Below are 15338 nucleotides of genomic sequence, written 5' to 3'. Positions count from 1 at the left end.
TTGAATCGGGCGTCTTTTTCTTAGGCCAACGCGCGCAGCGCGAGCAGCACTTCGTCGGCATGACCCGGCACGCGCACCTTGCGCCAGCTTCGCACCAGAACACCGTTCGAATCGAACAGGAAGGTCGACCGGTCGACGCCCATATAGGTTTTACCGTAGAGCTTCTTTTCGACCCAAACGCCGAAAGCCGTCAGTGCTTCATCGCCCTCATAGCTCGCCAGCGGGACGGTCAGCTCATACTTTGCGGTGAACTTCTGGTGCTTGGCCGGCGTATCGCCCGAGACGCCAAGGACCTTCGCGCCCGCGGCCTCAAACTCCGGCAACAGGCGGCTGAAATCCTTCGCCTCATTCGTACAACCGGGCGTGTCGTCCTTGGGGTAGAAATACAACACGAACGGAGCGCCGGCATAGTCGGCGAGGTGGATCGCGCTGCCGTCCGGTGCGATCAAGTCGATCGCGGGCAGTAATGCGCCATCCTGGATGGTCATATCTCGATCCCCTCTACCTTTGCGAGCCAGCGCGCAACGTCCTGCCGAATCGTATCGAGCGACGCAACCACGCTTGGCCAATCGGCCATCCCCACTGCGCGCGCGATCAGATCCTGCGTGACCGTACCGGGTATTTGCGCATCGGGCGCGACCAGCCGCAGCGTCACCAGTAGCCGCGCGAGCAGGTCATACGCCGCGATCATCTCCGGCGGCGCCTTGCCGGCTACGATCAGCGCGGCGATCGCGATGCGCAAATTGGGATCCAGCCCTTGCCCGCTTTCGAGCTGGACCATGTGCACCGCAAATTCGAGATCGACCAATCCGCCCGGCAGCAATTTCGCATCGAGTGGTCCGAGCGGCGGCTTGTGCCGCGCCATATCGGCGCGCATCGCGGTCGCCTCGACGATCACGTCGCGCTTCGGCCGGTCGCCGCGCAGCACGGCGTCGATGATGCCCGCCACGGCCGAACGCGCTTCCTCGGACCCGAACACCGGCCGCGCACGCGCGAGTGCCATATGCTCCCATGTCCAAGCACTCTCGCGCTGATACCGCGCGAAGCCGTCGAGCGACACGCACAGCGGCCCCTGCGTCCCCGACGGGCGCAACCGCGTATCGATTTCGTAGAGCGGCCCCGATGCGGTCGGCACCGACAGCGCGGCGCTGATCCGCTGCGCCAGGCGATTGTAATACAGCACCGCGCCGAGCGGCTTTCGCCCGTCGGACTCCGCCAGATAATCGCCGGTGAACAGATAGATCAGGTCAAGATCGGAGGCATGGGTGAGCGCGCCGCCGCCCATCCGCCCGAGCGCCAGGATGAGCAGTTCGCTGCCAGGAACGTACCCATGCACGGCGGCGAATTCCGCGATTGTCGCTTGGGTCAGGACACAAATCGCGGCTTCGGCGACGCGCGCATAGCCCGCCGACACGTCGAGCGGATCAGCCGCGCCGGCGATGATCTGTGTACCGAGCGCGAAGCGCTTCTCCCCCACCACGCGGCGAACGTAATCGAGTTGCGCCTGATAATCCGCGCGACCCGTCATTTCGGCAGCAAGCGCTACGACGTCGCCGACCGGGTCCAGCGCGCTCGCATCGATCAGCCCATCGAACAGTTCCGGCCGCCGCGCGAGATCCTCGGCGAGCGTCTCCGCATGGCTCAGGATCAGCCCAAGCAAGCGCCCAAGCGCTGGCCGAGCCTCGATCAAGCGGAAGAAATTGACCGCGCTGGTCAGCCGCGCGAGCATTCGGTCGAGCCGAACGATCGCTCCTTGCGGATCGGGCGAACTCCCGAGCGCGGTGATAAGGCCGGGCAAGACCGCCTCCAACGCCGCGCGCGCCGCTGCACTGCGCAGCGCCGGATAGGCCCCGCCGCGCCACTGCGCGATCCGCTGCGCGGCGACTTCATTCGTGTCGAACCCTGCGGCAGCGAGCTGACCCGCGAGATGATCGGCATCGAACGACAACGCGTCGCCCTCGTCCGGGTCGAGCGCGTCATAGCTGCGCGCAGTCGCCACGACATGCGGGCGCAGCAGATCGAGCAGCGCCGCACCGTCCGCCAGCCCGTGCAGGCACGCGACCGCATCGAGCGCAGCGCCGCTCGGCAGCGCGTGGGTCTGGCGATCCTCGATCATCTGCACGCGGTGCTCGATCGTGCGGTACAGAGTGTAGGCCGCGCTGAGCGCCGCCGCCTCTTGCGCGTCGACCCAGCCCGCCGCCGCCAATGCCGCCAGTGCGGTGCGCGTATCGGGCACACGCAGTGCCGGATCGCGGCCGCCGTGAATTAATTGGTGAATCTGCGTGAAGAATTCGACTTCGCGAATGCCGCCGCGCCCGCGTTTCAGATCGAACCCCGGGCCAAATGCCTGCCCCTGCGCATAATGATCGCGAATGCGGCGCGAAATACCGCGAATTTCGCCGATCGCGCCGAAATCGAGCGCACAGCGCCAGACAAACGGCGCAACGGTCGCGAGGAAACTCTCCCCAAGCGCGATGTCGCCCGCCGCTGCTCGCGCGCGAATGAAGGCAGCGCGCTCCCACGGCAAAGCGAGCGACTCGTAATAAGAAATCGCGGCATCGACCGACAAGGCGATCGGCGTAACCTCGGGCGACGGGCGAAGCCGCAGATCGACGCGCAGCACATAGCCATCGCCATCGCGCGTCTGCAGGATCTCGACGACACGCCGGGCGATCCGTACCGCCGCGTCCTCCGGCGCCTCGCGCGGTCGGCATGGCAGGGTGGCGGGGTTGAACAGCAGGATCGGATCGATGTCGGAGGAATAATTGAGCTCGCGACTGCCCTGCTTGCCAAGCGCGATCGCGGTGAAGCCGCACGGCTCCGCGCCCGGCGTCCGTTCCTCGATCGCGGCACGGATCGCGGTATCGAGCGCGTGGTCGGCGAAATCCGACAGTGCATGCGTCACCGCGGTCAGGTCGTCGCACCCTGCCAGATCGCCGATCGCGACGCGCAGCGCAAGGCGCCGTCGTGCGAGCCGCAAGCGCTGTGCCGGAGGTGCATCGGGCATTTCCAAATACAGATCTAAAAGGTCAGGCAGCACGCCCGCGGCGAACATCGCGGCCATCGCCGGTTCGCGATCGAGCAGCATCGCGAGGAACGGCGCAAAGCGTCTCGCACGCGCTGCGGCGGCGACAACATGTTGATCTGAAACCGTGTTCTTCACCGGACAAAACGGCCTTCGGCCAGAGCGGGACAATAGACAGGCAACAAACCGCCTCTTCGACCGTTATCGCTTCATGTCAATGTACAGCGCCTCTTATGTCCCGACCGCCAGTTCCTGCGACTATGTCTTGGCGGCCCCGCGGGCGTCCGATGTCTTGTCGGCAACGCTTCGCGCCGCATACGCAACCGAATTGACGGCTTACGAACAATTCTCGGACTTGATTCAGCAACTCGACCTGATCGAAATCTTGCCGGCCCGCTCGTAATCAACGATTTCGACTGAGTTCGTCGACTTCGTCCATGATCGTGTCGAGCGCGGACATGCCGGGCTCGTTGGAGTGGGTGCGACGCGATGCGAGCGTATTATCGTTCATTACCGCTTCCAGCGCCACACGACCGCGCGCCACACGGCTCTTGATCGTGCCGACCGCGACACCGCAGATTTCTGCCGCCTCTTCATAGGCGAACCCGCCTGCACCGACCAGGATCAGCGCTTCGCGCTGTGGTTGCGGCAAATGCAGCAATGCGCGCTGCATATCGCCAAGCTCGACATGCTTGTCCTGGCTGGCGGGTGCGGCAAGGATCCGGTCCGCGACCAGATCGTCCCACTCGCCCTTGAAACGCGCGCGGCGCATCTGGCTCAGATACAGGTTGCGCAGGATGATGAACGTCCACGCGCGCATGTTGGTGCCCGCCTGGAAGCGCAAACGCGCCGCCCATGCCTTCATCAGCGTTTCCTGCACCAAATCGTCAGCAAGATCGCGATTGCCTGAAAGCGACCGACCGAACGCGCGAAGATGCGGGATCACCTGCGCCAATTGCGCCTTGAACTCGGGGTCCGACAGCGAAACGTGCTCGACGATCTCGGGCGCGCCATCGTCCTCGTCTTGATCGAATGCGTCGCTCATGAATTCCGGTCTCGCAAGGGGTGCAATTGGGTATAGTCAGGGACATGGGTATGCCGGACGCCGAAGTCCAACATTCCGGCACTGTCGGCGTTCAACGCTGGAAGAATATCAGCAACGCGGCAAAGATCACCACGACCAGCATGAGCGAGATGCCGAGCACATAGCGAGTCACATGCGGCGTTACGCCGCCGCGCGCTTCCTGTGCGGTAACTTCAATGCGGTCTTCGTCTGCCATAAGCGCCCCCGGGCTATTGTCGTTGTGATTCCGTATCGTATGGAACCCTAACCCCGGAGGCGCGAATGGGTTCCCTCAAACGGCGGGAACGGTCGCCTGGTCGAAGAACAATGCCTGCGCGATCGCGGCCTTGACCGTCGAACGCTGGAACGGCTTGGTGATCAGGAAAGTTGGCTCGGGACGCTCGCCGGTCAACAGGCGCTCCGGGAATGCCGTGATGAAGATCACCGGCACTTCGAACTCGGCCAGGATGTCCTTGACCGCGTCGATGCCCGAGCTGTCGTCGGCCAACTGAATGTCGGCGAGCACGAGACCGGGACGATCCTCCATCGCCAGCGCGACCGCTTCGTCGCGCGTTACCGCGACGCCGGTCACTTCATGCCCGAGGTCGCGGACGATCGTCTCGATATCCATCGCAATGATCGGCTCGTCCTCGATGATCAGCACGCGCGCACGCGTTTGCTGTTCGATTTCGGCCAGCGCCTCGGCAACGAGCGAATCGACCTCGGCGACCTCGACATCAATCAGATAACCGGCGTCCTCGGGCGTGAAGCCCTCCATCGCGGTCAGCAACAGCGCCTGACGCGACAGCGGCGTCATCCGCGCAAGCCGCGCCCGGGCAATCGATTCCTGCCCATCGTCCAGGCTCGCGCTCATCGATTCTGGCGTCTCGTCATAATTGGTCGAGTTCCAGATCGCATGAAACGTGCGATACAATCCCAGGCGGGGATCAACGTCGCGCGGAAATTCCTCGGGAGCCGCAACGATCGCCTCGAGCGTGGCGCGTACGTAACGGTCGCCATGCGTCTGGCTGCCAGTCAGTGCGCGACCATAGCGGCGCAGGAACGGAAGATGGGGGGCAAGCTGCTGTCCTAGCGACATGACTGTCGGGGTCTCCCTTGGGTATGATTTGAGGGACCTTGTGGAAGCGGCCCCCCGCTTATGCAACGCGTTTATAGCCCCGAAACGATCGGAACTTTATTTCGCATCGAACGTGGAACCAACGAAGCGCAATTTGGTTTCATGTTCAATCGCGACCATTCAGACCGAAGCACACGCTTCGCGTCTTTGGCAACATGACGGTTGTTACGGTCGCACATTAACACTATCCGGCATTCCGGATATCCAGGGGGACGGCATTGCGTTCGGGCGACGATTCTTCGAAAAAGCCGGGTACGGCGCGGCCCGTCGGCACCGGCGCGAAGGCTCAGGGCAAGGACCGCGACATGGGCGCGGCCTTGCGAACCGTGTATCAACGCACGGTCGAAGAAGCGATTCCGCCCGAAATGCTGGATCTCCTCGGCAAGCTGGACTGATCGTCCGGTGAATCAGTTGGTCGGCGATACCCCCGCCGCTCGCGCCTTGTCCGATCGTTTCGGCAGCATTCCTACGGGTGCCAAAGTCTTTCTGATCTTGAGCGCGGCGTTGTTGCCGCTTGCGATCATTGCTTTTTTCGCGACGCTCCGCACGGCCGCGATGGCGGACGACGCGACCCGCGGACAAATGCGCATCACTGCCACCGAGAGCGCGCGCAATCTCGCGATCGAACTCGTCGGCGATATGACCGCGCTCCGCGTAGCGCTCAACGCGCTTGAGGCGGATCCTGCCGACGCGCCGAGCTGCGCCCGCGCGCAAGGGGTGTTCGCACCGCAGGCCCCCGCCGGCACGCGCTTCTCCATCACCGATGCTCGTGGCCAGGTGATTTGTGGTCAACGTCTGCCGGTCGCGCTCAGCCCCGCGATCTCACGAACCGATTCGCCGATCGCCGCGCGCTTGCACCCTGGGCGCGGCCTGACGTTGGCGACGACCAGCACGACCGGCCGGACGCGCGCAGCGGCATTCTTTCCTGCTACCGTGCTTGCCGCAACCGCGAAGCCAAGCGGCGATGCCCAACCCTATGAAGCGCGCCTCACGCTTGATGATGATGTACTGTCGCTCACAGAACTTGCGCGGAGCGGCCCGCTGGAACGCCGCGCCGCGCTCAGCATGCCGATCGGCATCGGCGACATCACGCTGACGACGCGCGTGCGCAGCTTGCCGATCACCTCGCCCGTGCTGGTCGCGCTGATCCTGCCGATCATAATGTGGGCCGCGGCCGCCGGTATCGGCTGGTTCGTCGTAGATCGCCTGTTGATCCGCCCGCTGCGGCAGTTGCGGACCAGCGTAGCGCATTTTGTGCCGGGCGAGGAGGTCGATCCAGGAACCATGCGCAGCCTGCCTGCGATAGAAATCCGCGATCTTGGCGAAACCTTTCGCGCGATTAGCCGCACGGTCGCGGCGCATGAGGCCGGGCTTGCCGAAGGGCTGATCCGCCAGACCAAATTGACGCGTGAAGTCCATCACCGCGTAAAGAACAACCTGCAGGTCATTTCCAGCCTCATCAATTTCCACGCGCGCGCCGCCCGCAGTGTCGAGGCGACCCATGCTTATGCCTCGATCCAGCGGCGCGTCGATGCGCTCGCGGTCGTCCATCGCAACCATTTTGCAGAGCTCGAGGAAAATCGCGGTCTGTCGTTACGCTCGGTCCTGGGCGAACTGGCCTCGAACATTCGCGCGACTGCGCCCGATGATTCACCGATCGGCATCGCGATCGATGTGCAACCGTATCTGGTCAATCAGGACGTGGCGATCGCCATCGCTTTTATCATTACCGAAATCGTTGAGTTGGCAATGACGGTAAATCCGGCTGCGCAAATCCGCATATCGGTCGGGCCGGACGAGAGCGACGCGCGCGCCGTCCTGCGTGTCAATTCACCTGCCCTGATCGATGACGACGCGATGCGCACGCTGATCGCGGAACGCTATGGCCGCGTGATTGAGGGCTTGTCGCGGCAATTGCGCTCCAAGCTACACTACGATCCATTGGTCGGCGCGTACGAGATTTCCGTTGCGGTCACCGGACGTGATTGACTTGAAACGTAAAAAAAAGATTCTTCAAAAAATCGTTTTTTTCCCGGAACCCGGCGGCGCGCAGACCGTTTTCATCTTCGGATAGCGAATTTATGCCCCCCCGCTCTCGCTATCCAAGACATGGACCCGGTCGCGCCGCCCCCTCCCCCCCTCGGTGGCGCGTCCGGGTCCAATTTTTTTCCCGCTCCGTCAGCTGCATCTCGTTTGGTTCCGGTGCGGAACGAAGCGCGGCGTCGCGCATTGGATAGCCGACGCGGCCTGCTTTCGGTCAGCGCGCCTTCCTGGAGATATACAATGCGCAAGATCACCACGCTTGTCCTCGCCACCGCAACGCTGCTGATCGCGGCGTGCAACACGGTCGAAGGTGTCGGCAAGGATGTGAAGTCGGCTGGCGACACCGTTGCAAAGACGGCCGACGGCGCGAAATAAGACGAGGTTCATCTCGCTACCGAGAGCCGCTCCCGCAACCGGGAGCGGCTCTTATCGCGTCAGCCTTCGACCAGATCGGTCGGGTCATCCATGACGCGCCGGCGCTCGGTGAACCAGATCGCGATGAGTGCGAGTTCGTACAGCGCCACCAGCGGGATCGCGAGCATGATCATCGAGCCTGCGTCAGGTGGCGCAAGCACCAGCGCGACCGCGAAACATCCGACGATCGCATAGCGCCGCCCCGCAACAAGTTGCTTGCGCGACACCAGGCCGGCACGCTCCACCAGCATAAGCAAGATCGGCAGCAGGAATGCGATGCCGAATGCGAACAGGAATTGCATGACGAAATCGAGATAGCTCGCGACCGAGGTCAGCGCCTCCTGCTCGACTCCGCCAAGGCTTCCCTGAAAGCTGAGGAAAAATTTCAAAGCCGACGGAATCGCGACGAAATACGCGAGCATCGCGCCGACCGTGAACAAAACCGGCGTGGCGAACAAAAACGGCAGCAACGCACGCTTTTCTTTGCGATACAGGCCGGGCGACACGAAGCCCCATAGCTGGTTCGCGATGATCGGGAACGAAATCATCAGCGCGGCAAACAAGGCAACCTTCAACTGCACGAAGAAGCCATCGAACACGCCGATCGTCACGATCCGCTTCTGCCCCGCCTCGAGCAGCGGGTGGACCAGCACCGTGAAGATCTCACGCGAATAATAATAGGTCCCGATCAGCGTGACGAACACCGACACGATGCAGAAAAACAGGCGTTTGCGAAGTTCGATCAGATGATCGAGCAACGGCGCGCGACTCGCCTCGAGATCGTCAACCGGCGCGTTCACGCTTGGTGCGCCCCGGTCGCCGATTTCGTCACCTCGACCTCGGCCTCCACAGGCGCGGCAGCGACCACCGGCTGCTCGGTCATCACCGGCGCGGGATCGCCGACATCGTCCGGTGCATGCGCATCCGCGGGCGGACCTGCCATCGGGAGCATCTGCACCGGCTCGGGCGGATGCTCACGCATGATCCGCGCGTTCTCCGCCGCCCACTTCTTTTCCATTTCCTGCAGCTCGGATTCGCGCAGCATCGTATCGAAGCCCGATCGGAAATGCGTGGCGACGCCGCGCACCTTGCCAACCCAATGCCCGGCAACCCGCATCGCCTTCGGCAAATCCTTGGGCGGGATGACAAGCAAGGCCACGACCCCCAGCAGGATCACCTCGGAGGATGCGACGTCGAACATGGCGGCCTCTTGTCCGCGATCAGATTTCGGTGTCGCGGATACGGTTGCCGTCGCGGTCGAACACCGGTTCCGCCGCCGCCTTGGCGTCGATCCGACTCGGTTCACGTTTCGGCTCGTCGTCTTCGGCCATGCCCTTCTTGAAGGATTTGATGCCCTTGGCGACGTCGCCCATCATATTCGAAAAGCGGCCGCCACCCAGGACGAGGATCGCGATCCCGCCGAAGATCAGCCAGTGTACGAGACTAAAACCACCCATGATCGATCTCCTAATATGCGCTTCATCTAGTGCGTCTCGTCGAAGGTTTCCACCTCTGCGTCGTCTTCCTCAACGCGTTCAACGTCCCAATCGGTCCGCTCGAACGCCAGATCGACCGGATCGAGCAGTCCCGCCGCCCGCAAATCGTCGATCCCGGGCAGATCCCGCCTGCTCGTAAGTCCGAAATGCGCGAGAAACGCGGGCGTCGTCGCATATAGCAACGGTCGCCCCGGCACCTCGCGCCGTCCGGCCGGACGAATCCACCCGGCTTCCATCAATACGTCCAGCGTGCCCTTTGAGATGCCGACGCCGCGAATCGCTTCGATTTCGGCACGAGTCGCGGGTTCGTGATACGCGATGATCGCCAGCGTCTCGATCCCCGCACGGCTCAGTTTGCGCGCTTCCTCATGCTCGCGCCGCAGCAAATGCGCCATGTCCGCGGCAGTCTGGAAATGCCAGCGCTCGCCGCGCTTGACCAGTTCGATCCCGCGTCCGGCATAATGCGCCTGTAACGCCGCGAGTGCCATGCGCACCTCGGCGCCGCCCAGATGCGCCCGGATCGCATCGGTTGTCATCGGTTCGGTCGCGGCGAACAGCACCGCCTCGACCGCGCGCGTAATGGCGTCGGGTGCGGTCATGTCAGCGCGCGCAGATACAGCGGCGCGAAGGGCGATTTTTGGCGTAGTTCAAGCTTGCCCTGCCGCGCCAGTTCGAGCGCCGCGACAAAGCTCGACGCCAGCGCCGATTTGCGGAAGGCTCCCGTCGCCGATTCTGGCAGGAAATGTTCGATCACGTCCCAGTCGACCGCCGTCCCGATCAGCCGCGACACCCGCTCCAATGCTGCCTCCAGCGTCATAACCGCGCGGTGCGCGACGACATGCATCACCGGCCGCGTGCGCGCGGTGATGACGCCGTACGCCGCGATCAGATCATAGATCTCGGCGTGCCACACCGCCTTGCGCTGCGTCCGCAACCCTTCCGGGGCGCCCCGCTGGAACACGTCGCGCCCGACCCGGTCGCGCGCGATCAACCGCGCACCCGCCTCGCGCATCGCATTCAGCCGTTCGAGCCGCAGTTGCAGCCGCAGCGCCAATTCCTCGGGGCTGGGCTCGATTTCGGGATCGCGCGGCAGCAGCAGCCCCGATTTGAGGTACGCCAGCCAGGCCGCCATCACCAGATAATCTGCCGCCAGCTCCAGCTTGATCGCGCGCGCCTGTTCGACGAAGTGGAGATATTGATCGACCAACGCCAGGATCGAAATCGCCTTGAGATCGACCTTCTGGCTCCGCGCCAGCGCCAGCAGCAGATCGAGCGGCCCTTCCCAGCCATCGAGATCGATCGTGAGGGTTTCGGGGTCCATAGTGCAACGCTAGCAAATCCTCCCCCGCACGGGGAGGGGGACCATTCGCGTTCTTTACGCGAATGGTGGAGGGGGCTCGCCACGAGCGCTCCGCCTGCGGCACGCCCCCTCCACCGTTCGCTAAATGCTTACGGTCCCCCTCCCCGTGCCGGGGAGGATTACGCGAGCGCCAGCAACGCGTCCCGCTTGGCGATCAGCGCCGCGATGTCGCCTCCGGCATGTGCCCCTGCGACTGTCGCCATCGCCCGTTCCAGCCGCGCACGCGACACCGCCGACATCTCGTCCAGCCGCCCGGCAATGTCGACCATCTCGTCCATCCGCCCCCAGCAATCGAGCACCAGATCACATCCAGCTTCGATCGCGCCCGCGGCCTTGTCACCCGCGCTGCCCGACAGCGCCTTCATGTCGATATCGTCGGTCATCAACAGCCCGTCAAAGCCGATCCGCTGGCGGATGATCTGCTCGATCACTTGCCGAGACAGCGTCGCGGGCCGGTCCCTGTCCCACGCCTCGAACACGATGTGCGAGGTCATCCCCATCGGCGCGTCCTTCAGGCTGGCGAAGGGCCGCAGGTCGATTTCGAGCTCTTCGTCGGAGGCCGTCACCGTCGGCAGATGATAATGCGTGTCCACTTTCGCCCGCCCATGCCCCGGCATGTGCTTGACCACGCCGACCACGCCGCCACGGCGCAGCCCATCGACGATCGCGCGACCCATCGCCGCGACGCGGAGCGGTTCGGAGCCGAGCGTGCGGATCGACACCGCCTCGGTCGTGTCGGGCTGCGCCACGTCGAGCAAAGGCATGCAATCGACGTTGATCCCGACCTCGCTCAGCATCAGCGCAATCGCTTCGGCATTGGCGCGCGCCGCCTCGATCGCCGACATCGGCGCGAGGTCGTAAAGCGCGTCAAACGCCGGGCCAGCCGGAAAAGCGGGCCATTCCGGCGGCCCCATCCGCGCGACGCGACCGCCCTCCTGATCGATCAGGATCGGCACATCGTCGCGCCCCGACAGCGCGCGCAGGCTGTCGGTCAGCGCGCGCACTTGCGCACGCGTGTCGATATTGCGTTTGAACAGGATATAGCCCGCCGGCTCGACCGCGGCGAAGAACGCGGTCTCATCGGGGGTGAGGGTCAGGCCGGACAGGCCGAAGATGACGGGCTTCATGCGCGCGGCTTACAATGCGACGCGGATCGCTGTCATCCCCACCTGGTTCAGCTCCGCGGCACGAAGCACGCCTGCCCGGCCGCCGCGAGCTTCGCGCACAGGCTCGTCGCCGCACCCGCGCCACCGGCGTTCACGCGCAGCCGATACACCGTCTGGCCGTTGACCTGCGCCGCCTGTACCGATTTGCCCATCGGCGCGAGATAGGCGAACTTCTTCGAAATCGTCGCCCAGGTCGCATTGGCTTCGCTCTCGCTGCCGAACGACCCCAATTGCACCAGCGCACCGCCCGATGCCGCCGCAGCCGCCGACGGGATCGCCGCGATCACCTTGCTGGCGCCAACATCGACCTTCGCCGGGGCAACCTTCTTGCCCGCGACCGGCGCTTCCGGCGCGGCCTTCATGTCGATCGCCGCATTGCTCATCCCGGCACCGTCGCTCGTCGCGATTGCGGTATCGCCCTCGCCTTCGACCTTCATGCCGCCGGGGTCATCGGGCTTGACCTTGTAATCGCCGTCCTGCGCGGTGATCAGCGCGCCATTGCCGTCAACGCCCTGGTGCTTCTTGAAATATTGATAGCCGAAGATCGCCGCCGCCACGATCGCCAATGCGAGCAGGACGAGCAATACGACCCGCACAACTGACGGGCCGTCGTCATAATCGTCCTCGACCGTTTCCAGCCAGGGGAGGCGATCTTCATCGCGCATTTCATACTCGCCGGTCGACATCACTTCATCTCCTGGGCAGCTTCCACGCCCATGATGCTCAATCCATTACGGATAATCTGCGCGAGCGCATCCGCCAAGAACAGCCGTGCACAGGTCATCGCAGGGTTGTCTGGCAGCAGGAATCGCCGGTCGGGGCGATCGTTGCCGACGTTCCACAAGGCGTGGAGCGATGCCGCCAAGTCATAGAGATAAAAGGCAATTCGGTGCGGCTCGCGCGCCGCAGCAGCAGTATCGACGATGCGCGGGAACTGTGCCGCCAGCTTCACCAGCGCCAAATCCTCCGTATCAAGCTGGGACAGATCGACCGCGTCACAGACGATTCCCGCCTCCGCCGCGCGCCGATGCAACGACGCGACCCGCGCGTGCGCATAATTGACGTAGAACACCGGATTGTCTTTCGACGCCTCCACCACCTTGGCGAAATCGAAATCCATCTGCGCATCGGATTTGCGCGTCAGCATCGTGAAGCGCACGACATCCTTGCCCACTTCGCGCACAACATCGGCCAGCGTCACGAAATTGCCCGCGCGCTTGGACATCTTGATCGGCTCGCCATTGCGCATCAGCCGCACCATCTGCACGAGCTTCACGTCGAAGCGCGTCTTCCCCCCGGTCAGCGCCGCCACCGCCGCGACGATCCGCTTGACCGTCCCGGCATGATCGGCACCCCAGATGTCGATCAGCGCATCGGCGGTCTGCGCCTTCTGATAATGGTACGCCAGATCGGCCCCGAAATAAGTCCATTGTCCGTTCGATTTCTTGATCGGCCGGTCCTGGTCATCGCCAAACTGGGTCGAGCGGAACAGCGGCAGGACGACCGGCTCCCAATCTTCCAGCTCCTGCCCCTTGGGTGCCTCGAGCAAGCCGTCGTAGATCAGCCCCCGCGCGCGCAGATCATGCTCGGCCGCCTCGGGCTTGCCCGCCGCCTGCAATTCCGCCTCGGATGAGAACAGATCGTGGTGGATGCCGAGCAGCGCCAGATCTTCCTTGATCAGCACCAGCATCGCCGCGACCGCGCGGGTGCGGAACAGCACCAGCCATTCGCTTTCGGGTGCGTCGGCATAGCGGTCACCGAATTCGGCGGCGAGCGCTTGACCGACCGGGACGAGGTAATCGCCCGGATACAGCCCCTCGGGGATTTCCACCGTCTCGCCCAGCGCCTCGCGATACCGCAGATGCACCGATCGTGCGAGCGTATCGACCTGCCCGCCGGCATCGTTGACATAATATTCGCGGATCACCTTGTGCCCGGCAAATTCCAGCAACGCCGCCAGCGCATCGCCGACCACCGCACCACGGCAGTGACCCATATGCATCGGCCCCGTCGGATTGGCTGAGACATATTCGATATTGACGGTGGTGCCCTTGCCCTGCGTCGAGCGGCCATAATCGTCGCCAGCATCGCGGATCGCGGAGAGCTCGGCGCGCCAGGTGTCGTCGGTCAGAAACAAATTGATGAACCCCGGCCCCGCCACCGAAACGCTCGCCACCTCGTCGAGTCCCTCCAGCGCCGCCGCGATCTTCTCCGCCAGCACGCGCGGATTGGTGCCCGCAGGCTTGGCCAGCACCATCGCGGCATTGGTCGCCAGATCACCATGCGTGACGTCACGCGGCGGCTCGACCGTGATATTCGCGCGGTTGAGGTCGGCCGGCAAATCGCCCGCGGCAACAAGCGCATCGAGCGCCGCATCGAGATGCGCGGCGAAACGGGTGTAAAGGGTCATGATTGGTCCGGTCGTGTTAAGCGAGCGCGGGCCTTAGCGGACGATGTCCAAACACTCAAATCGCAGGTGTTGTCACCGATCTAAAATTATGAGACGCTTTGATTCTGTACTGCGCAGATCTTATTGGAGAAATCGCATGACGGGACTTGCCTTCTCGACCGCGATCGTCAGCCTGCTGGCTGCCCCCGCGCTCGCGCAGCCCGAGGTGCTTACCCCAACCGGGCAGTGGCGCGTCACCACGACCGACTCGCGCTGCGTTATGGCGCGGCAGTTCGGATCGCGCGATGCCCGCACGACGGTGGCGATTGCTCCCGATGTGGTTAGCGGTGAAGCCGCCGTTGCGCTTTCGCAAGTCACGGTTGGCAAGAGCGATGGGCGCGTGACGCGTGTCCTGATCCCGGCGTCGAAACTCGCCACTATGACATCTGATGCGCCGATCACGCTGGAGACCAAAAACGGGCAGCTTGTCGCGTTCACTTCGGACGGGTTTGCCGATGCGTTGAAAGCCTCCGACACCTGCCGCACCAATCTACGGCAAGCCTGGGGGATCGATGACGCATCGGTGGCGCAAGTCGCGGTCCTGGCGACCGGGAAGTTGGGGTTGGACTATTGGGAACGTCCGGCAGACCCAAGTTATGACGGCACCCTAAACGTCGTGAGCCTGTTGCTGGCGGTCGACGCTGAGGGTCGTGTCGCCGATTGTCGGGTGGTCGGCAGCTCCGGGTCGGGCAAGATCGATCGTGCGACCTGTACTGAAGTTACCAATCGGGCTGTGTTTCATCCAGCCAAGAATAGCGCCGGGGATGCCATAAAATCCTGGTCGCTACAGCGTGTCCGCCTCGAAAACCTCAGAATAAACTTTCCAGATCCGCGTGATCCGCCGCCTTCAGTCGGCCCGATTAGCGTAGGTTGGGTCAACACGTCATCGGCACTGAGCGCCCCGTCGGCTCCATCGCCGCGATAGACGCGCGACGTAGCATGGCTTGACGGCTCGGCTGTGAAGCTCGCGTTGTTGCACTCGGCGGGCAAATAGCTCGCAGCGACCGACGCGGTGCAACATGGCGAGCCGTAGGGGTAGGGATGATCGGACGTATTCTGGGGGCCGTCGCCACCGCCTGCCTTGCCCTTGCTGGCGCTACCGCGGGAGCCCAAGTCCCGCCCCCTCCGGCTCGCCCTGTTGCCGCGCTCGTTGGGACTTATGACGGCGGGTCGACACCTCTCGA

18 protein-coding genes are annotated in these 15338 nt (G+C 63.8%); 5 read left to right on the top strand and 13 right to left on the bottom strand.

The annotated features are described in order from the left end of the window. Positions 1-20 precede the first annotated feature (20 nt). Together HMP06_RS00500 and HMP06_RS00495 are read right to left on the bottom strand one after the other, a co-directional pair. A complete protein-coding gene (locus HMP06_RS00500) occupies positions 21-488 on the bottom strand; it encodes a peroxiredoxin (protein ID WP_176495310.1) in 468 nt (155 codons plus the stop codon). Then, positions 485-3088: a DUF294 nucleotidyltransferase-like domain-containing protein gene (locus HMP06_RS00495; protein ID WP_176498308.1), complete on the bottom strand. Its 2604-nt coding sequence runs from the start codon at positions 3086-3088 to the stop codon at positions 485-487. Before HMP06_RS00495 ends, HMP06_RS00500 begins: the two co-directional genes overlap by 4 nt. Before the next feature lie 64 nt (positions 3089-3152). On the opposite strand from HMP06_RS00495, the gene HMP06_RS00490 reads away from it, so the two are divergent. Then, entirely contained in the window at positions 3153-3428 is a 276-nt protein-coding gene (locus HMP06_RS00490; RefSeq protein WP_176495309.1) for a hypothetical protein, read from the top strand. Here HMP06_RS00490 and HMP06_RS00485 read toward each other — a convergent pair whose 3' ends face one another. The 3 genes from HMP06_RS00485 to HMP06_RS00475 all read right to left on the bottom strand — a co-directional run bounded on the left by HMP06_RS00485 (position 3429) and on the right by HMP06_RS00475 (position 5187). Further along, a complete protein-coding gene (locus tag HMP06_RS00485; RefSeq protein ID WP_176495308.1) occupies positions 3429-4070 on the bottom strand; it encodes a sigma-70 family RNA polymerase sigma factor in 642 nt (213 codons plus the stop codon). Positions 4071-4161: 91 nt separating this feature from the next. Beyond that, positions 4162-4305 (bottom strand): hypothetical protein, encoded by a 144-nt coding sequence (locus tag HMP06_RS00480; protein ID WP_176495307.1) that lies wholly within the window; start codon positions 4303-4305, stop codon positions 4162-4164. A 75-nt stretch (positions 4306-4380) separates the two neighbouring features. After that, a complete protein-coding gene (locus tag HMP06_RS00475; RefSeq protein WP_176495306.1) occupies positions 4381-5187 on the bottom strand; it encodes a response regulator in 807 nt (268 codons plus the stop codon). Between the two features lie 257 nt (positions 5188-5444). Here HMP06_RS00475 and HMP06_RS17840 point away from each other — a divergent pair, with 257 nt between their 5' ends. From HMP06_RS17840 to HMP06_RS00460, 3 genes are all read left to right on the top strand, one after another. Continuing rightward, positions 5445-5621 (top strand): NepR family anti-sigma factor, encoded by a 177-nt coding sequence (locus tag HMP06_RS17840; RefSeq protein WP_232089791.1) that lies wholly within the window; start codon positions 5445-5447, stop codon positions 5619-5621. 7 nt (positions 5622-5628) lie between these two features. After that, positions 5629-7215 carry a sensor histidine kinase gene (locus HMP06_RS00465; RefSeq protein ID WP_232089789.1) on the top strand — a complete coding sequence of 529 codons (1587 nt, stop codon included), beginning with the start codon at positions 5629-5631 and terminating at the stop codon, positions 7213-7215. Positions 7216-7509: 294 nt separating this feature from the next. Beyond that, positions 7510-7644 carry an entericidin A/B family lipoprotein gene (locus HMP06_RS00460; RefSeq protein WP_176495305.1) on the top strand — a complete coding sequence of 45 codons (135 nt, stop codon included), beginning with the start codon at positions 7510-7512 and terminating at the stop codon, positions 7642-7644. Between the two features lie 59 nt (positions 7645-7703). On the opposite strand, the gene tatC is transcribed toward HMP06_RS00460, so the two are convergent. From tatC to argS, 8 genes are all read right to left on the bottom strand, one after another. Beyond that, entirely contained in the window at positions 7704-8483 is a 780-nt protein-coding gene (tatC, locus tag HMP06_RS00455) for a twin-arginine translocase subunit TatC (RefSeq protein ID WP_176495304.1), read from the bottom strand. Next, positions 8480-8884 (bottom strand): Sec-independent protein translocase protein TatB, encoded by a 405-nt coding sequence (gene tatB, locus HMP06_RS00450; protein ID WP_176495303.1) that lies wholly within the window; start codon positions 8882-8884, stop codon positions 8480-8482. Before tatB ends, tatC begins: the two co-directional genes overlap by 4 nt. 19 nt (positions 8885-8903) lie before the next feature. Next, positions 8904-9140 carry a twin-arginine translocase TatA/TatE family subunit gene (locus HMP06_RS00445; protein ID WP_176495302.1) on the bottom strand — a complete coding sequence of 79 codons (237 nt, stop codon included), beginning with the start codon at positions 9138-9140 and terminating at the stop codon, positions 8904-8906. 26 nt (positions 9141-9166) lie between these two features. Then, positions 9167-9778, bottom strand: a complete 612-nt coding sequence (scpB, locus tag HMP06_RS00440) for an SMC-Scp complex subunit ScpB (RefSeq protein WP_176495301.1) — start codon at positions 9776-9778, stop codon at positions 9167-9169. After that, entirely contained in the window at positions 9775-10500 is a 726-nt protein-coding gene (locus tag HMP06_RS00435; protein WP_176495300.1) for a segregation and condensation protein A, read from the bottom strand. Before HMP06_RS00435 ends, scpB begins: the two co-directional genes overlap by 4 nt. 158 nt (positions 10501-10658) lie before the next feature. Beyond that, positions 10659-11666 carry a glycoside hydrolase family 3 protein gene (locus HMP06_RS00430; RefSeq protein WP_176495299.1) on the bottom strand — a complete coding sequence of 336 codons (1008 nt, stop codon included), beginning with the start codon at positions 11664-11666 and terminating at the stop codon, positions 10659-10661. A 47-nt stretch (positions 11667-11713) separates the two neighbouring features. After that, positions 11714-12391, bottom strand: coding sequence for an SPOR domain-containing protein (locus HMP06_RS00425; RefSeq protein WP_176495298.1), 678 nt, complete (start codon positions 12389-12391; stop codon positions 11714-11716). Next, positions 12391-14115 (bottom strand): arginine--tRNA ligase, encoded by a 1725-nt coding sequence (gene argS / locus HMP06_RS00420; protein ID WP_176495297.1) that lies wholly within the window; start codon positions 14113-14115, stop codon positions 12391-12393. The genes HMP06_RS00425 and argS overlap by 1 nt, the downstream gene beginning before the upstream one ends. A gap of 136 nt (positions 14116-14251) precedes the next feature. On the opposite strand from argS, the gene HMP06_RS00415 reads away from it, so the two are divergent. Then, complete coding sequence (locus HMP06_RS00415; RefSeq protein WP_176495296.1) at positions 14252-15079, top strand: energy transducer TonB; 828 nt, start codon at positions 14252-14254, stop codon at positions 15077-15079. The last annotated feature ends 259 nt before the right edge of the window (positions 15080-15338 follow it).

Origin of the sequence: Sphingomonas sp. HMP6, assembly GCF_013374095.1 — a bacterium.
In the GTDB taxonomy this organism is placed as follows: domain Bacteria; phylum Pseudomonadota; class Alphaproteobacteria; order Sphingomonadales; family Sphingomonadaceae; genus Sphingomonas.
This window is presented reverse-complemented; position numbering and strand designations above follow the sequence as displayed.